Origin of the sequence: Stenotrophomonas sp. WED208 (assembly GCF_040984485.1) — a bacterium.
Lineage (GTDB): Bacteria > Pseudomonadota > Gammaproteobacteria > Xanthomonadales > Xanthomonadaceae > Stenotrophomonas > Stenotrophomonas riyadhensis.
On sequence record NZ_JAZARB010000001.1, the window covers coordinates 1606583 to 1624614 of the forward strand.

General features: G+C 65.9%; 15 protein-coding genes. 3 read left to right on the top strand and 12 right to left on the bottom strand.

What is annotated here, in order from left to right:
• Nucleotides 1–8: 8 nt before the first annotated feature.
• From lpdA to VPH47_RS07150, 5 genes are all read right to left on the bottom strand, one after another.
• Nucleotides 9–1445, bottom strand: a complete 1437-nt coding sequence (gene lpdA, locus VPH47_RS07130) for a dihydrolipoyl dehydrogenase (RefSeq protein WP_008264626.1) — start codon at nt 1443–1445, stop codon at nt 9–11.
• 63 nt (nt 1446–1508) lie between these two features.
• A complete protein-coding gene (gene sucB / locus VPH47_RS07135; RefSeq protein ID WP_014037775.1) occupies nt 1509–2711 on the bottom strand; it encodes a dihydrolipoyllysine-residue succinyltransferase in 1203 nt (400 codons plus the stop codon).
• Between the two features lie 40 nt (nt 2712–2751).
• Nucleotides 2752–5583 (bottom strand): 2-oxoglutarate dehydrogenase E1 component, encoded by a 2832-nt coding sequence (locus VPH47_RS07140; RefSeq protein ID WP_368850393.1) that lies wholly within the window; start codon nt 5581–5583, stop codon nt 2752–2754.
• 186 nt (nt 5584–5769) lie between these two features.
• A complete protein-coding gene (locus tag VPH47_RS07145) occupies nt 5770–6666 on the bottom strand; it encodes a GNAT family N-acetyltransferase (RefSeq protein WP_110712838.1) in 897 nt (298 codons plus the stop codon).
• Nucleotides 6667–6675: 9 nt separating this feature from the next.
• On the bottom strand, nt 6676–8091 hold the full coding sequence (locus VPH47_RS07150) for a cupin domain-containing protein (protein ID WP_153855976.1): 1416 nt from the start codon (nt 8089–8091) through the stop codon (nt 6676–6678).
• A 261-nt stretch (nt 8092–8352) separates the two neighbouring features.
• Between VPH47_RS07150 and VPH47_RS07155 the strand changes: the two genes are divergently transcribed.
• Together VPH47_RS07155 and VPH47_RS07160 are read left to right on the top strand one after the other, a co-directional pair.
• Complete coding sequence (locus VPH47_RS07155) at nt 8353–8646, top strand: transposase (RefSeq protein ID WP_197612727.1); 294 nt, start codon at nt 8353–8355, stop codon at nt 8644–8646.
• Nucleotides 8643–9476 carry an IS3 family transposase gene (locus VPH47_RS07160; protein ID WP_368850394.1) on the top strand — a complete coding sequence of 278 codons (834 nt, stop codon included), beginning with the start codon at nt 8643–8645 and terminating at the stop codon, nt 9474–9476. The genes VPH47_RS07155 and VPH47_RS07160 overlap by 4 nt, the downstream gene beginning before the upstream one ends.
• Nucleotides 9477–9974: 498 nt before the next feature.
• Here VPH47_RS07160 and purB read toward each other — a convergent pair whose 3' ends face one another.
• Complete coding sequence (purB, locus tag VPH47_RS07165) at nt 9975–11342, bottom strand: adenylosuccinate lyase (protein WP_153855977.1); 1368 nt, start codon at nt 11340–11342, stop codon at nt 9975–9977.
• 294 nt (nt 11343–11636) lie between these two features.
• On the opposite strand from purB, the gene VPH47_RS07170 reads away from it, so the two are divergent.
• The gene (locus tag VPH47_RS07170; protein WP_368850395.1) at nt 11637–13064 is read left to right on the top strand and encodes a class II fumarate hydratase; all 1428 of its coding nucleotides are present in this window, start codon (nt 11637–11639) and stop codon (nt 13062–13064) included.
• Between the two features lie 104 nt (nt 13065–13168).
• Here VPH47_RS07170 and VPH47_RS07175 read toward each other — a convergent pair whose 3' ends face one another.
• The 6 genes from VPH47_RS07175 to VPH47_RS07200 all read right to left on the bottom strand — a co-directional run bounded on the left by VPH47_RS07175 (nt 13169) and on the right by VPH47_RS07200 (nt 17509).
• Nucleotides 13169–13594, bottom strand: coding sequence for a hypothetical protein (locus VPH47_RS07175; RefSeq protein ID WP_368850396.1), 426 nt, complete (start codon nt 13592–13594; stop codon nt 13169–13171).
• Nucleotides 13595–13694: 100 nt separating this feature from the next.
• Nucleotides 13695–14306: a hypothetical protein gene (locus VPH47_RS07180; protein ID WP_153855980.1), complete on the bottom strand. Its 612-nt coding sequence runs from the start codon at nt 14304–14306 to the stop codon at nt 13695–13697.
• 30 nt (nt 14307–14336) lie between these two features.
• Nucleotides 14337–15224, bottom strand: coding sequence for a DUF4097 family beta strand repeat-containing protein (locus VPH47_RS07185; protein WP_110712833.1), 888 nt, complete (start codon nt 15222–15224; stop codon nt 14337–14339).
• Between the two features lie 25 nt (nt 15225–15249).
• Entirely contained in the window at nt 15250–16278 is a 1029-nt protein-coding gene (locus VPH47_RS07190; protein ID WP_110712832.1) for an ABC-2 transporter permease, read from the bottom strand.
• Nucleotides 16275–17150: an ABC transporter ATP-binding protein gene (locus VPH47_RS07195; RefSeq protein ID WP_110712831.1), complete on the bottom strand. Its 876-nt coding sequence runs from the start codon at nt 17148–17150 to the stop codon at nt 16275–16277. Before VPH47_RS07195 ends, VPH47_RS07190 begins: the two co-directional genes overlap by 4 nt.
• The gene (locus VPH47_RS07200; protein ID WP_006453095.1) at nt 17150–17509 is read right to left on the bottom strand and encodes a GntR family transcriptional regulator; all 360 of its coding nucleotides are present in this window, start codon (nt 17507–17509) and stop codon (nt 17150–17152) included. Before VPH47_RS07200 ends, VPH47_RS07195 begins: the two co-directional genes overlap by 1 nt.
• Nucleotides 17510–18032 lie beyond the last annotated feature (523 nt).

An 18032-nucleotide genomic window follows, 5' to 3' on the forward strand; every position in this document is an offset into this window, starting at 1 on the left:
GCGAACGATCAGTTCGCCTTGTGGATGGCGCGCTTGCTGACCGCCATCGCTGCGTCGTGGATCACTTCCGACAGCGACGGGTGGGCGTGGCAGATGCGGGCCAGGTCATCGGCCGAGCCGCTGAACTCCATGGTCAGCACGCCTTCGTGCACCAGCTCGGAGACGTTGGCGCCGACCAGGTGCATGCCGAGGATGCGATCGGTTTCGGCATGGGCCAGGATCTTCACGAAGCCTGCCGGCTCGATCATCGCCACGGCACGGCCGTTGGCGGCGAACGGGAAGCTGCCGGCCTTGTACGGGATGCCTTCGGCCTTCAGCTGGGCTTCGGTCTTGCCGACCCACGCCAGCTCCGGCTCGGTGTAGATGACCCACGGGATGGTGTCGAAGTTGACGTGGCCCGGCAGGCCGGCGATCAGCTCAGCCACCGCGATGCCTTCCTCGAAGCCCTTGTGCGCAAGCATCGGGCCGCGCACGCAGTCGCCGACCGCCCACACGCCGTTGACGCCGGTGTGGCAGTGCGCGTCGACTTCGATCTGACCGCGCTCGTTGATCTTGACGCCGGTGCCTTCGGCCAGCAGGCCCTTGGTGGCGGCGCGACGGCCAACGGCCACCAGCAGCTTGTCCACGGTCAGGGTCTTTTCGCCTTCGCTGTCGGTGTAGGTGACAACGACTTCCTTCTTCTTGCCCTTGCCGGTGATCTCGGTCTTGGAGACCTTGGCGCCGAGGCGGATGTCCAGGCCCTGCTTCTTGAATTCCTTGGCAGCGGTCTTGGCCACTTCGGCGTCGGCCACGGCCAGGAACTCCGGCAGCGCTTCCAGGATGGTGACTTCAGCGCCCAGGCGCTTCCACACGCTGCCCAGTTCCAGGCCGATCACGCCGGCGCCGATCACGGCCAGGCGGTTCGGCACTTCGGTGAAGTCCAGGCCGCCGACGTTGTCGACGATGGTCTCGCCGTCGAACTTGGCGAACGGCAGTTCGATCGAATCCGAACCGGCCGCGATGATGACGTTGGTGCCCTTCAGCTCGACGATGGAACCGTCATGCTGGGTGACCTTGACCACGTTGCCCGGCTGCAGTTCGCCGAAGCCGTAGTAGGCGGCGACCTTGTTGGCCTTGAACAGCATGCCGATGCCGCCGGTGAACTGCTTGACGATCTTGTCCTTGCGGCCAACCATCGCTTCGACGTCGATCTTGGCATCCTTGAAGCTGATGCCGTGGTCGCCAAAGATGTGGCCCATGTTCCAGAACTGGCGCGAGGAATCCAGCAGCGCCTTGGACGGGATGCAGCCCACGCGCAGGCAGGTGCCGCCCAGCGCCGGCTTGCCGTCCTTGCCCAGCGCTGCGTCGATGCAGGCGGTCTTCAGGCCCAGCTGGGCCGCGCGGATGGCAGCGTGGTAACCGGCCGGGCCGGCACCGATGACGACGACGTCGAATTGTTCAGCCATTGAATTATTCCTTGATGCATTACCAGAACCCCTCCGCGCAGGCGCGGAGGGGCGGGAGGTTTCTTACAGGCCGAACAGCATGCGGCCCGGGTTTTCCAGCTGGTTCTTGATGTCCACCAGGAACTGCACCGAGTCCTTGCCATCAATGATGCGGTGGTCGTACGACAGCGCCAGGTACATCATCGGCGCGATCACGACCTGGCCGTTCTGCGCGATCGGACGCTCCTTGATGGCATGCATGCCCAGGATGGCGCTCTGCGGCGGGTTGATGATCGGGGTCGACAGCAGCGAACCGAAGGTGCCGCCGTTGGTCACGGTGAAGGTGCCACCCTGCAGTTCTTCCAGGCTCAGCTTGCCGTCACGGGCCTTCTTGGCGTAGTCGGCGATGGTCTTCTCGATGTCGGCGAACGACATGCGCTCGACGTTGCGCAGCACCGGCGTGACCAGGCCCTTCTCGGTCGACACGGCGATCGAGATGTCCGAGTAGCCGTGGTAGATGATGTCGTCGCCGTCGATCGAGGCGTTGACCAGCGGGAAGCGCTGCAGGGCATTGGCAGCGGCCTTCACGAAGAAGCTCATGAAGCCCAGCTTGATGCCGTGTGCCTTGACGAACTCGTCCTGCAGTTCCTTGCGCGCAGCCGAGACCTTGGACAGGTCGACTTCGTTGAAGGTGGTCAGCATGGCGGTGGAGTTCTTCGACTCCATCAGGCGCTCGGCGATGCGCTTGCGGATGCGGGTCATCGGCACGCGCTCTTCCGGACGTGCGCCACCGGCCTTGCCGGCGCCGCCGTTGCGGGCGAAGTTGACGATGTCTTCCTTGGTCACCGCGCCGCGACGGCCGGTGCCGTCGACGTCGGCCGGGTTCACGCCTTCGGTGATGGCAGTGAAGCGGGCGCCCGGCGGCAGCGCGTCGGCGGCCGACTTGGCAGCCGGGGCCGGAGCGGCGGCAGCGGCCGGCGCAGCGGCGGCCGGGGCAGCGGCAGCAGCCGGAGCGGCTTCAGCGGCCGGGGCCGGGGCAGCAGCCACGGCGCCTTCCTCGATGATCGCCACGACCTGGCTGGAGGTCACGGTCGAGCCTTCGGCGAACTTGATTTCCTTGAGCACGCCGTCGACCGGCGACGGCACTTCCAGGACGACCTTGTCGGTTTCCAGGTCAAGCAGGTTTTCGTCGCGCTTGACGGCGTCGCCCACCTTCTTGTGCCAGGTGGCGATGGTGCCGTCGGCGACGGATTCGGGCAGTACCGGGGCTTTGACTTCGGTGGCCATTGCGGGAGCTTCCTGGTTTGTCTTCTAAATAGGGGGAGGATTATTCAGCGAACGTGTCGTTGAACGGGTTGACCAGTGCGTCGGCGACCAGCTGCTGCTGTTCGCGGACGTGGTCAGCCATGTGACCGGCAGCCGGCGAAGCCGAACGTGCGCGACCGGCGTAGTGCAGGCTCTGGCCATCGGCCAGGCAGAACTGCAGGTGGTGGCGGATCTGGTACCACGCACCCTGGTTCTGCGGTTCTTCCTGCGTCCACACCACATCGGTGGCCTTGCCGTACTTCTTCAGTTCGGCAGCCAGCAGCGCACGCGGGAACGGGTACAGCTGCTCCACGCGGATGATCGCCACGTCGTCCTGGCCACGCTTGGTCTGGTCTTCCAGCAGGTCGTAGTAGACCTTGCCCGAGCACAGCACCACGCGCTTGACCTTCTTGGCGTCCGCGTTGGCGTCGCCGATCAGGTGCTGGAACTCGCCGTTGGCCAGTTCGTCCAGGGTCGACACGGCCAGCTTGTGGCGCAGCAGCGACTTCGGCGACATCACCACCAGCGGCTTGCGGGTGGTCAGGTGCTGCTGGCGACGCAGCATGTGGAAGGCCTGCGCCGGGGTCGACGGCACCACCACCAGCATGTTCTCCAGCGCGCACAGCTGCAGGAAGCGCTCCAGGCGCGCCGAGCTGTGTTCCGGGCCCTGACCTTCATAGCCATGCGGCAGCAGCAGGGTCAGGCCGGAGATGCGGCCCCACTTGGCCTCACCGGCGGCGATGAACTGGTCGATGACGACCTGGGCACCGTTGGCGAAGTCGCCGAACTGGCCTTCCCAGATGCACAGCGTGTTCGGATCGGTGGTGGAGAAGCCGTACTCGTAGGCCATCACCGCTTCTTCGCTCAGCAGCGAATCGATGACGGTGGCCTTCTCCGGCGAATCCACCAGCTGCCGCAGCGGCATGTAGTAGTTGTCGGTCTTCTGGTCATGCAGGATCGCGTGGCGGTGCGTGAACGTACCGCGGCCCACGTCCTGGCCGACCAGGCGCAGGGCACTGCCTTCGTCGAGCAGGGTGGCGTAGGCCAGGTTCTCGGCAAAGCCCCAGTCGCCCGGGATCTCGCCGGCGGCCATCTTGCGGCGGTCGTCGTAGACCTTGGCCACGCGCGAGTGCAGCTGCACTTCGTCCGGAATGGTGTTGATCAGCTTGGCCAGCTCGACCAGCTTGTTCTTCTCGACCTTGGTCGAGATCGGGTCGGACAGCTTGCCTTCCAGCAGCTTCGGCCAATCGACGAACAGCGGGCTGGTCGGCGGGGTCTTCTCGACCTTGGCCAGCTCGGTGGTCACTTCACCGGCGTCCAGCTTCTCGCGGTAGGCATCGACCATCGCCTTGCCGGCACCGGCGGCGATCACGCCCGCCTTTTCCAGCTGCTCGGCGTACATCTCGCGGGTGGTGGCGTGCTTGCGGATCACCTGGTACATCAGCGGCTGGGTGATCGCCGGCTCGTCGGCCTCGTTGTGGCCCCAGCGGCGGTAGCACATCAGGTCGATGACCACGTCCTTGGCGAACTTCTGGCGGAATTCGAAGGCCAGCTGTGCGGCGAACACAACGGCTTCCGGATCATCGCCGTTCACGTGCAGCACCGGGGCGGCGATCATCTTCGCCACGTCGGTGGCATAGCGCGTGGAACGCGTATCCAGCGGGTTGGAGGTGGTGAAGCCGACCTGGTTGTTGACCACGATGTGCACGGTGCCGCCGACGGCGAAGCCGCGGGCCTGCGACATCTGGAACAGTTCCATGACCACGCCCTGGCCGGAGAAGGCCGCGTCGCCGTGGATCAGGATCGGCATGACCTGCTTGCGCGCGGTGTCCTTGCGGCGCTCCTGGCGCGAACGCACGGAACCGGCCACGACCGGGTCGGCGATTTCCAGGTGCGACGGGTTGAACGCCAGCGCCAGGTGCACCGGGCCGCCGTCGGTAGCGACGTCGGCGGAGAAGCCCATGTGGTACTTCACGTCACCGGCCGAGGCGTGCTCGTCGTGCTCGAACTTGCCTTCGAATTCGTCGAACAGCTTGCGCGGGTTCTTGCCCAGGGTGTTGACCAGCACGTTCAGGCGGCCGCGGTGGGCCATGCCGATCACCACGTCCTTGACGCCATCCTTGCCGGCGCTGCGGATGATGGTGTCCATCATCGGGATCAGCGAGTCGCCGCCTTCCAGCGAGAAGCGCTTCTGGCCGACGTACTTGGTATGCAGGTAGCGCTCCAGGCCCTCAGCCGCGGTCAGACGCTCCAGCGTGCGGCGCTGGGTGTCAGCGTCCAGCTGGTAGTTGCCACCGGCCAGTTCCAGCTTCTTGTAGATCCACTGGCGCTGCTCGACCTCGGAGATGTGCATGAACTCCGCACCGATCGAGCCGGTGTAGGTCGCCTTCAGGCGTGCCAGCAGGTCGCGCAGCTTCATGCGCGGCTGGCCACCGACGCCGCCGGTGCTGAACTCGCTGTTGAGGTCGCCATCGGACAGGCTGTGGAACGGCAGGCCCAGGTCCGGGGTGTTGACCGGTGCGGCCAGGCCCAGCGGATCGAGGCGGGCGTCCAGGTGGCCGCGCGAACGGTAGGCAGTGATCAGACGACCGACATTGCGCTCGCGCTCGTCGCCTGCACCGTTGCCGGTACCGGCCTTCAGCGCATCCTTGGCCGCGTCCGCAATGTGGGAGATGACGGCCGAGTGCGGAATGTCACCTGCTTCGCGGCCCTTGAAGCCGTCGAAGTAGGTTTTCCATTTGGGATCGACACTATCCGGGGAGACCAGGTACTGCTCGTACAGGTCCTCGACATAGGAGGCGTTGCCGCCGGCGAGTTGCGAAGATTGCGCAAACTGCTTCAGTTGATTGTCCACGATGGAGGGTGTTGATTCGCTTTGTGGGGTATGGCTTCAGAAGGACCCGGCAGGAAGATGAATAGCCCTGCGCGGGCGCGTTCAAACAGCCAAATTGTACCCCCAACCGGACACGAAGGGGCACAACCGGAGGTATCGCGCGTCCCCCGGTGCCGCTTCCAGACAGGTTGAGTCAGCCAGCTCCGCTCAGATGCCGAGCGCGCGCAGTTCGCTGCAATCACGCGAACGGTCCCAGACGCGCTGCAATTGCTGCTCGAACGGCTGCGAACGTGCCGGCAGCGCGATCCCGGCCTCACCGTCGAGCCGATGCCCGATCAGACGAAAGTAGAAGTCGCCCGCATCGTTGAGCAGGCAGGCCGAGGCCAGCGCACGGTCGACCGGATCGCTGACCTCGCGGAACTGGATCACGCTGGGCAGGCGCTGGGCCAGCGCCAGCAGCGGTGCCCCGGCAGAGGCGATCGCGGCGGCGTCGTGCACGATCACCCGCAGCTGCTTGTCGTGGCGGGCGGTGACGAAGCGCCGCAGGGCGGTCTGTACCGGGGGCGCGTCGAGCAGCCCGGGGTCCAGCTGGCGGCTGTGCAGCCACAGCTGGCGACGGGCGCGGTGGATGATGGCCGTGGTGATGGCCACCGCCTCGGCGCGGCTGTCGATGGCGCTGGCCGCGCCCAGCCGGCGGCGCATCTGCTGGTGGCCGATGCCGGCCTCCTCGAACACCTCGCCTTCGGGCAGGAAACCCTGGCGGGCATAGAAGTCACGGGCGGGCAGCTGGGCGTGCAGATGCAGCTCGGCCAGGCCGAGCCGGCGCCCGGCCTCCACCAGTGCTTCCAGCAGGGCCTCGCCGACCCCGTGGCTGCGATGGTTGGCCAGCACCGCCATGCGGCCGATGCGGCCATCCGGGGCCAGCCGGCCGGTGCCGACCGGCTGATTGTCAGTGTCCAGCGCCAGCACATGGGCACTGACCGGGTCCAGCGCATCGCGTTCCAGCTCGGCGGCGATGCCCTGTTCCTGCACGAACACGCGTTGGCGCACCTCGTGGATGGCAACGTGGGCATCGGCGTGGCTGACCTGCTGGACCCGGATCATGGTGGCGACTCAGGCGCGGCCAGCACCGCTGTCGTCTTCCTCGTCGTCCTCGAAGTTGACGATGACCTCGATGCCGTCGTCGTGTACGGTCACGGAGTGGACATCGTCGGACACCGCGTCGGCGTCGATCGCATCCACGCGGTCGCGGCCTTCGACGACCTCGCCGAGCACCACGGCATCCTCGCCGTCGTCCTCGTCTTCGGCGTCATAGATCTCGTTCGGGTCGATCAGCTGGAACACGCCGCCGACCAGCAGCTGCTGGACCACGGCACGGCCCTTGTCGGACAGGCCGCGATAGGCGGCGGCGTCCAGCTGTTCGGCGCCAGCCAGGCGCTGCGCGTCCTTCACCGGCAGCGCGAAGTCCTGGCCGCTGACGTACAGGCTGGCGCCGCGCTTGGCCCGGCGCCAGGCCAGGCGGGCCCAGGGGTGGCGCTGCAGCAGCAGGCCCGAGGCCAGGGCCTGGACCACTTCTTCCTGTGCCGGTGCGGCCTGGTGGGCCATCACTTCGCCGGCGGCGCGGTAGGTGGTGATGAAGCGACCAAACCAGTCACCCAGCTTGTCCGGGTCGTTCATGCGGATGGCGTTGAGGGCGGTGATCACACGTGCCATCGCCACTGTGTCGATTTCGTTCGGATCGGCCGGCACCTTCAGGTCGGCGTCCTGGTAGCGGATGTTCTCGTCGGCATCCGCGATCAGGGTGTCCAGGTAGTCACTGATCAGCTCGGCCGAGGACGGCGCACGCATGCCGAACGAGAAGGTCAGGCACGGGTCTTCGGCCACGCCGTGGTGCGGCACGTTCGGCGGCAGGTACAGCATGTCACCCGGCGCCAGCACCCAGTCGTGGGTCGGCTTGAACACCTTCAGCAGCTTCAGCTCCACGTCCGGGCGGAAGCCCAGCGGCGGCTGCTTGCCCTTGATCGATTCGCTGGCATCGATCTGCCAGCGGCGGTGGCCATGGGCCTGCAGCAGGAACACGTCGTACTGGTCGACGTGGGCGCCGACCGAGCCGCCGGTGGCGGCGAAGCTGATCATCACGTCATCCATGCGCCAGCGCGGCAGGAAGCGGAAGTGCTCGATCAGGGCGCGCACGTCCGGGTCCCACTTGTCCACGTCCTGCACCAGCAGGGTCCAGTCGTGGTCGGGCAGGGCGGGGAACACGTCTTCCTGGAACGGGCCGGTGCGCACGCGCCAGCCGTCCTGGGTCTTGTCGTGCTCGATCAGGCGTGCCAGCACGCCTTCCTCGCAGGCCAGCCCGGCCAGGTCTTCCGGCTGCACCGGGGTCTGGAAGTCCGGGAAGGCATTGCGAATCAGCAGCGGGCGCTTCTGCCAGAAGTCGCGCAGGAAGGTGGCCGGCGCCATGCCCAGCGGCTGGCCGGGGCGGGCGGTGACTTCGATCAGGGGGGCGGAGGACTTGCGGGCGGCCATGGGGGAATCCTTGCAGCGGAAAGCGGGAGGGGCGGCACGGCGGGCCGCCTGAGATCTCCATTGTCCGCCGTTCGTGGGCATTGCGCACGTGCGCGGGTTTGTCGCGGGGTGTCCGGCCAACGGCGGAGCCCCTCGTGGCGGGGTGGTTCAGAATCAAAAGCCGCGCTTGGCCGGGCGGGTGGGCCATGCAGGGGACGCTGTGCGGTGGTCTAATCAACTTGGACACTCGATAGGATCAATCTCAAGCATCGAGGTAGACCCATGGCAAAACAGATCACTCAGGGCATGAGGGATGAGGCGGTTCGCCTTGTCGTTGTAGAGGGGCAGACAGTCAGAGACGTCTGCCAGCTGCTGGATGTAGGCCCAACAGCGCTGAGGCGCTGGATCGAGCAATGGCGTCGAAAACATGACCCGCTGGCTGAGGCGCCGCCAGTAGATGCGCAGGTCAGAATCGCTGAGCTGGAGGCCCAGAATCGTAGGCTCAAGGAGGAACGCGACCTGCTAAAAAAATCCATCGCCTTCTTCATTCGAGACAGCGATCACCGGAACAAGTGATCCAGGAATTGGGGAAGGCCGCTCCGATCCGGTTGGTGTGCCAGTTGATGGACTATCCCCGTAGCAGCTACTACGCCTGGCTGCATCGGGAGCCCCGCATCGACCGCGAGCTGCTGGCCCAGGTTGATCTGGTTCGTCGCATTCATAAATTCCATCGGGGGAGCTGTGGCTCTCGCAAGATGGCCAGGGAGCTGACCAATCGCGGCCTGCCGGTGGGTCGCTATCGCGCCCGGACGCTGATGCGCCGGGCCGGCGTCAAGGCGCGACAGCACCGGCGGCACAAGTACCACAGCCTGGGACCCCAGGCGCTGACGGCACCCAACGTGCTGGAACGTCAATTCAATCCGGAGGCACCCAACCAGGTCTGGGCCGGGGATATCACCTACATCCCGACTCAGCAGGGCTGGCTTTATCTGGCCGTTGTGGTGGACCTGTTTGCCCGCCGGATCGTGGGCTGGGCCCATTCCCACGAAGGGAATGCCTGGCTGGCCGTCAGAGCCCTGCGCGGAGCGCTGAATCAACGTCATCCCAACGGACGACTGCTTTTCCACTCCGATCAAGGTCGGCAGTACACCAGCCACGCCATGGCCCAGATCCTGCGTGACAACGGCATCACCCAAAGCATGAGCAGAAAGGGCAACTGCTGGGACAACGCGGTAGTGGAACGGGTTTTCGCCACCCTCAAAGGGGAATGGCTTTACTCCAAATACCCCACTCGACAGGAGGCTGCAGCAGACATCGAACAATTTGTGAACTGGTACAACCACCGTCGGCTGCACAGTGCCAACGGCCTTGTGCCACCTGCGCTCCGTGAAGTGCAGGTGGCCTGAACTCCCTTTGGGAGTGTCCAGAAGAACTTGACCACCGCACTGCAAGTACGTCCTTGTAAGCTCGATGGCGCCATCCATGGCGCCAACGCCCCTGCATGGCCCACCCGCCCGGCCCCTGACAGTTTCCTGCGCGGCCCGCCACGGAATGGAAGAAGAAGATCAAAGGCAACGGCGGGTCGCGCGCTGCGCTTGCTCATGCCAAAACAAAAGAGGGACGCGGCGAAGCCGCGTCCCTCTTTCAAATTCCGTCCCGACAACCCAATGCTCTTCGATCCGTCACCGGGAATCTGTCAGAGGTGGGGCGGGTTGGGTTCGCGGGACCGTTGGCGCCATGGATGGCGCCATCGAGCCCCCAAGGACGGGTTCACGGCGTGTCCCGCGAATCCAACCCGCCCCGCCAAGCACGGCAAAAACCCAGAGCCGCTCTTGACGTTGATGTTGCTGTTGCAGTTGCCTGCCGCAGGCAGCGCCCGCGGCCGCCGCCGCAAAGGAAACCCCTTAGATCTTCTTCGCCAGCGACTCGGCCAGACCGGTGTAGCTGCCCGGGGTCATCTCCAGCAGGCGCTGCTTCGCATCCGCCGGCAGCTCCAGCCCCTGCACGAACGCGCGCATCGACTCGGCGGTGATGCCCTGGCCACGGGTCAGCGCCTTCAGCTGCTCGTACGGGTTCGGCAGGCCGTGGCGGCGCATCACCGTCTGCACGGCTTCGGCCAGCACTTCCCAGGCCGCGTCCAGATCGGCGTCCAGGCGCTGCGGGTTCACTTCCAGCTTGCCCAGGCCCTTGGCCAGCGAATCCAGCGCCACCTGGCTGTGGCCGAACGCGGTGCCCAGTGCACGCAGCACGGTGGAGTCGGTCAGGTCACGCTGCCAGCGGCTGATCGGCAGCTTCGCGCTGAAGTGCTCGAACAGCGCATTGGCAATGCCGAAGTTGCCTTCCGCATTCTCGAAGTCGATCGGATTGACCTTGTGCGGCATCGTCGACGAGCCGACTTCGCCTTCCTTCAGGCGCTGCTTGAAGTAGCCCAGCGAAACGTAGCCCCAGATGTCACGGGCCAGGTCGATCAGGATGATGTTGGCGCGGCGTGCGGCATCGCCGATCTCGGCGATGTTGTCGTGCGGCTCGATCTGCGTGGTGTACGGGTTGAACACCAGGCCCAGGCCGGTCACGAAGCGCTCGGCGAAGGCCGGCCAGTCCACGTCCGGGTAGCTGGCGATGTGGGCGTTGTAGTTGCCCACTGCGCCGTTGATCTTGCCGGTCAGTTCGACCGCGGCAATCTGCCTGCGCTGGCGCTCCAGGCGGGCGACCACGTTGGCCAGCTCCTTGCCCAGGGTGGTCGGCGAGGCGGTCTGGCCGTGGGTGCGCGACAGCATCGGCTGGCCGGCCTGGGCGTGGGCCAGGCTGCGCAGGGTGCTGGCAATGCCGTCCAGGGTCGGCAGCAGCACCTCGCGGCGCGCCTGTTCCAGCATCAGGCCGTAGCTGAGGTTGTTGATGTCTTCGCTGGTGCAGGCGAAATGCACGAATTCCAGCGCCGGGGCCAGCTCGGCGTCGTCCTTCAGCTGTTCCTTGATGAAGTACTCCACCGCCTTGACGTCATGGTTGGTGGTGCGCTCGATCTCCTTCACGCGCGCGGCCTGGGCCGGGCTGAAACTGGCGGCCAGGGCGCGCAGGCGGGCGACGGCCGCGTCGGAGAACGGGGCCAGCTCGACGATGCCCGGTTCGGCGGCCAGGGCCAGCAGCCACTCCACTTCGACCGTGATGCGGGCCTTGATCAGGCCGTACTCGGAGAAGATCGGGCGCAGGGCGTCAACCTTGCCGGCATAGCGGCCATCGAGCGGGGACAGGGCGAGCAGGGCGGAATCGGACATGTCGGCAGGGCTGGGGCGAGCGGCGGGGGCCATATTCTACGACGTGCCGGTGAGGTAGTGCCGGCCGCTGGCCGGCAACCACGCCCGGCCCACGACTCCATGGATTTCCGGCCAGCGGCCGGCACTACCCCTTGCGCGTGCAGATCGGCCGTGCAGACGGAACGATCTGGCCCGTCCTCGTCATCCCACGCTATCGGCAAGGGAGTATCGTGGGCGCAGCCGCCAGCCCGGGAAGCGACACCCTGCCAGCCGCCGCTTCCCTTTCCCCAACTGAAGTAGTGCGGAGTTGATGCAATGAGCAAAGCTGCAAGCAAGGGTTTCAGAATCGAACACGACAGCATGGGCGAGCTGCAGGTACCTGCGGACGCCCTGTGGGGCGCCCAGACCCAGCGCGCCGTGCAGAATTTCCCGGTGTCGGGCCAGCGCATGCCGCGCGGTTTCATCCGCGCCCTGGGCCTGGTCAAGGGCGCCGCCGCCGGCGTCAACGCCGAGCTGGGCCACCTGCCGAAGAATGTGGCCAAGGCCATCCAGACCGCTGCTGCCGAAGTGGCCGCCGGCAACTGGGACGCGCAGTTCCCGATCGACGTCTACCAGACCGGTTCGGGCACCTCCTCGAACATGAATGCCAACGAGGTCATCGCCACCCTGGCCAATCGTGCTGGCAAGGCCGGCAAGACCGCGGTGCACCCCAATGACCACGTCAACCAGGGCCAGAGCTCCAACGACGTGATTCCGACTGCGCTGCGCGTGTCGGCGGTACTGGCCGCGCATGAGCAGCTGCTGCCGGCGCTGGTGCACCTGCGCAAGACCCTGGACAAGAAGGGCCGCAGCCTGCGCAAGGTGGTCAAGACCGGCCGTACCCACCTGATGGACGCAATGCCGCTCACCTTCGAGCAGGAATTCGGCGCATGGTCGGCGCAGCTGGCCTCGGCGCAGGAGCGCATCGAAGACAGCCTCAAGCGCGTGCGCCGGCTGCCGCTGGGCGGCACCGCGATCGGTACCGGCATCAACGCCGATCCGCGTTTCGGCGCACAGGTAGCCAAGGCGCTGAAGCAGCAGACCGGTTTCAAGTTCGACAGCGCCGAGAACAAGTTCGAAGGCCTGGCCGCGCAGGATGATGCGGTCGAACTGTCCGGCCAGCTCAATGCACTGGCGGTGGCGCTGATCAAGATCGCGAATGATCTTCGCTGGATGAATGCCGGTCCGCTGGCCGGGCTGGGCGAGATCGAACTGCCGGCACTGCAGCCGGGCAGCTCGATCATGCCGGGCAAGGTCAATCCGGTGATTCCGGAAGCCACCGTGATGGCCTGCGCGCAGGTGATCGGCCACCACACCGCGATCACCGTGGCCGGCCAGACCGGCAACTTCCAGCTCAACGTCACCCTGCCGCTGATCGCGGTGAACCTGCTTGATGGCATCGGCCTGCTGGCCAACGTGTCCACCCTGCTGGCCGACAGTGCGATCGCCGGGCTGAAGGTGCGCGAGGACCGCGTTGCCGAAGCGCTGGCGCGCAACCCGATCCTGGTCACTGCACTTAACCCGATCATCGGTTACGAGAAGGCAGCTGCGATCGCCAAGCGTGCGTACAAGGAACAGCGCCCGGTGCTGGATGTGGCGCTGGAGGACAGTGGCCTGGAAGAAGCCGAGCTGCGCCGCCTGCTGGACCCCACCGCGCTGACTGCCGGTGGCATCCAGGCCGGTGGCGGCGGCGCCGGCGGTTGATCGGCCGGTTGTAGAGTCGAGCCATGCTCGACTGTTGTTCCGGAGTCGAGCATGGCTCGACTCTACAGAAAGCAGAAACGCCGCCCTTTGGGCGGCGTTTTTTTTCAGCGACGGTCGGCGACGATGTTGCCGAAGGTGTCGGTGTAATCCTTGAACTCCGGGATGCGCTGGACCAGGTCCGCCGGAATCACCTCCATGCCTTCCGGCGGCTGGATCTTCACCGGCTGCATGTTGGGATCGGCCGGCGCGGCCACCAGGGTGTTCTGGCGCAGTACCTGCAGCTTGCCGAACATCGTCTGCAGCATCTGCTTCTGTCCGTCGTCCAGCGGAATCTGGATCTCGTCCACCTTCATCGTGCCATCGCCGAGGATGATGATGTTCGGTGCCGGCGGGCGGCGCACGGTGACCATGCCGTCGCTGACGGAAATCTTGGGCTTGCCGCGCTCGGCGCGATGGTTGCGGTAATCCTTGTCACAGCCGGCCAGGCCCAGGCAGAGCAGGGCGACCAGCAGCAGGAACAACTTCTTCATGGCATTCGGTTCGGGGGCATCCGGGGCCACCATTGTAAGCCGGCCAGTGCGACGCGGCCGGCCGTGGAACACCACGACCGGCCGGGTGCGCTGATTTGTCTCACTTCGAGAACGTGACCGAGTTGTTCTTGCCGCAGTCGTCCACGTCGCTCTGGTCCATCGTTGCGTACGGCTTGAAGGCCGGCAGCTCGCGCGCCAGGGCCTGCTGGCTGGCCAGCATCGCCGGCAGGCGTTCGCAGATGCGCTTGGCCTGCGCCTCGATCTTCGCGGCTTCGGCGTTGATGCGCTTCTCCACGCCTTCGCTGTCGCCGCTGAAGATGCCCTTCAGTGCTTCACCGGCCGCATTGGCTCCCAGCTTGGCGCCGGCCAGGCCGACATCCATGCCGTCCATCGCGATGGCCACCACGTGGCCACGGTACTCCTGCAGGTGGCGGCGCTGGGTGTCGTTGGCGGTGATTTCCTTGCCCGCGATCAGCAGGCGGCCATCCGGGGTGATTTCCGCGCGTGGCTGCTGGTCGGCGGAGATCTTGATGTTGCCCTGGGCGATGTCCTTGCGGGCATCGTCCATGGCTTCCTTGACAGTCTGGCCGACGCCGCTGGTGGCTTCGGCGACGCTCTTGCCGACGGTCTTGTCGGACGAGGACGAGGTGCCGCCGCAAGCGATCAGCGGCAGGCACAGCAGGGTGGCAGGCAACAGGCGCAACAGGTTCATGGTGGTCCCCTGGAGGTGTCTGGAAGAGGATTACTTGCTGCGCGGCAGGGTGACCTTGCCGCTGACATTGCGATGATCGACGTCACCGCTGCCGCTGTGGTCGACGGTCAGGCTGCCGCCTACGCCGTCGACCTGGATGTCGCCCGAGCCGTGGCTGCGGACGTGCACGTTGCCGCCGATGTCGGCCAGGTCGACGCCGCCGGAGCCGACCACGCCCACCTCGACACTGCCTTTCACCCGCTTGAACTCGATATCGCCCGAGCCCACGGTGTCCAGCCGCGCGTTGCCACGCACATCGGTGATCTTCAGGTCACCGGAGCCCACGGTACCGGTGCTGGCATCACCGCTGATGTTGCGCACGTTGACATCGCCGGAGCCCAGTGACAGCAGGTTCAATGAAGTGCCGCCATCGATGTTGAGGTCGCCCGAACCCACCGCGGCGTGGATGCTGCCACGGGTGCCGCGGGCCACGGCATCACCGGAACCCACGTCCACGCTCAGCGACTGCGCGTTCTCCACGCTGGCATCGCCCGAGCCGACCTTGAGCTGCAGCGGCAGGTTGTCCGGCACGCTGCCGCGGACGTCCAGCCAGGCGTAACTGTTGCCGATGCTGATGCTGGGCGAGCGACCTTCGCGGCGCAGGCTGACCACCAGCTTGTCACCGACCCTGCGCTGGTCCAGTACCAGCTGGTCCAGCCATTCCTGGCTGGAGGCGCAGGCACGCCCTTCCAGCTGACCGCCGCCGGCGCTGGCGGTGATCTTCAGGTCATGCTGGTTGACCTCGAACACCACCGCCTTGGCACCGGCCAGGTCCAGCTTCAACGTGCGGGCAGCGGTGAACTTGCAGTTCTGGGCATCGGCGGCCAGGGCCGACAGCGGCAACAGCAACAACGCAGTACAGGCGAGCAGGGAACGCATGGGTGGTGCCTCCGGGTGGATGGAATCAGATCTCGCCGGCGCGCTTGCGCAGGCGGATGGCGAGGAAGATGAACACTGCACCGACAGCGGCGCCGATCCACAGTTCCGGCATCGCCAGCGACTTCAGCTGCGAGGCCGGGGACATCAGGCTGACCACCGAGTCCAGGTCGCGGCGCGACGCTTCGTTGGCGCCGAGGCGATACAGCAGGTCCATGCCAGGTACGCCGCCCAGCAGCAGGCGGCCGACGATGTTCTGCCAGAACCAGCCGGTGCTCAGGCCGACCAGCGGCATGATCTTGGTGGTGCTGACGATGACGCCGGCAAACAGCGGCAGCATCACCGCCCACAGGAACGGCTTGCTCTTGGCCCAGGCCGAGCACAGCAGCAGCCAGCCGGCGGTGGGCAGGGCCCACAGGGCATAGACCGGAATCCAGGCGAGGTGGCCGGCGGCCAGGGTCAGCGGGCTGGCCGGCCCCCAGATCAGCGCCATCGGGCTGCCACCGTGCACCAGCGCGACAATGCTGATGATCAGCATGAAGCCGAACATGGTGATGATGCCGGCGATCACTGCGATCAGCGGCGCCACGATCAGTGCGCTGATCACCTTGGACAGCACGGTCTGGGTATCCGACAGCGGCAACGACTTCCAGAACAGGATGCTGCGGTCGCGGCGATCGTCGTAGAGGGCGCCCAGGCAGTAGAAGAACACGACGAAGGCCAGTACCAGGAACGGCCACGCCGAGCTGAGCACCAGGGTCAGGTCCAGGCCATTGCCGAGATCGGCCAGATCCTTGCCGTCGATGTTGCGGGTGAGCAGCGCCAGGTCCAGGCCGTTGACGTTCACGCTTTCGCCGTCGACATGCAGTGCACCGTTGCGCGCTGCACGGTTCAGCGCGAACAGGCCGAAGGCGATGCCGACGGTGCTCATCACCAGCGAGATCAGGCCGGCGATCAGCGGGGCATACAGGAAACCGCCGCGGTTCTCCCAGTACTCGCGCTTGAGCAGCCAGCGCAGGGTGCCCAGCGGGCTGACGGGGTGGTTGACGGCATTCATGCGTAGGTCCCCTTCATGATGGCGACGAACAGGTCGGCCAGGCCCGGGATGCGGGTCTCGCCGAGGGTGGAGAGCTGGGCACGCGGCACGCCATCGAACAGCATCACGGTCTTGCCGAACGCCAGGCTGCGCTCGTCGATCGGTTTCAACGCGCGGGCCGTTTCGAGCTGGTCGGCATTGACCAGCAGTTCGGTGTAGCGCTGGCCGACCTCGTCCATTTCCGCATCGAGCACGATGCGTCCATCACGGATGAACATCACGTCGCTGAGGATGTGCTCGATCTCTTCCACCTGGTGGGTGGTGACGATGATGGTCTTCTGTTCGTCGAAATAGTCTTCCAGCAGGCGCTGGTAGAACTCCTTGCGATAGAGGATGTCCAGGCCCAGGGTGGGCTCGTCCAGCACCAGGATGCGGGCATCGATGGCCATCACCAGTGCCAGGTGCAGCTGCACGATCATGCCCTTGGACAGCTCGCGCACGCGCTGCTTCGGCTGCAGCTTGGTGTTGGCCAGGAAGCGTTCGCAACGGGCGCGGTCGAAGCGCGGGTGGACGCCGGCGACGAAATCGATCGCCTCGCGGACCTTCAGCCAGCGTGGCAGCACGGCGACGTCGGCGATGAAGCAGATGTCCTTCATCAGTTCGTCGCGGTGCAGCCGCGGGTCGCGGCCGAGCACGCTCAGGTCGCCTTCCACCGAGGTCAGGCCAAGGATGGCCTTCAGTGCAGTGGTCTTGCCGGCGCCGTTGGGGCCGATCAGGCCGACGATGCGCCCGCTCGGAATGCTGAAGCTGGCATTGTCGAGGGCAACGGTGGTCTTGTAGGCCTTGCGCAGGCCTCGGGCGGTGATGACCGATTCGCTTGCAGTGCTATTCATCAGACTTTCCCCTGGGGCAGCAATTCATCAAGGCTCAGGCCCAGGCGCTGGATGCGTTCCAGGACCGCCGGCCATTCTTCGTTGAGGAAGCGGTCGCGCTCGCTGCTGCGCAGCTGCGTGGCCGCCTGCTCGGTCATGAACATGCCCAGGCCGCGGCGCTTCTCGACCAGGCCTTCGTCAGCCAGTTCCTGGTAAGCGCGCGAAACGGTGATGGGGTTGAGCTGGTAGTCGGCGGCCACCTGGCGCACCGAAGGCAGGGCGTCGCCCGGCTTGAGGATTCCGTCGAGCATCATGGCGATCACGCGCTCCTTCAACTGACGGTAGATGGGAGCGCCGTCGCTCCACTGGATGTCGCTCATATTCAGCTCCGTGGGGTCAGCGGCTGTGCGAACGAGAAATACGGCATGGACAGGGAGCTGTGCAGCCGACGCGGGGGAGAGGGGGGGGAGGGATCGGCGTTCCCTGCCGGAGAGGCGGTCGCGTCCTGCGCACTGTCAGCGGAGTCGGGGAGGCTGGGCGCGGCCAACCAGGCCAGCACGATCAGGGTCGAAACAGCAGCGGCCGCGGGTGCGGTGAGGTTGCGACGGATCCGGGCGTTCATGGCTTCCCCCTGTCTCAGGTGACTGGTGTTGTATGCAACTATAACACCGGCACGCCTGCGTGCAACCCCTTGCCGGCCCCAACTGATGGCAGGGGTGGTCAGATGACTGAAACTTCAATTTATGTAATTGATTTGGAAGGGAAATAAAACTGTCGCAGATGCTGATCCAGGCCAGCCTTCCATTCAGTGATGTCCATGCTATGTCATCGCGGCGCCGTCGATGGCGCCCGGGCAGTGCAATCGCCACGCCGCGCAAAGCCCGGATGGGCCTGTGCCATCAG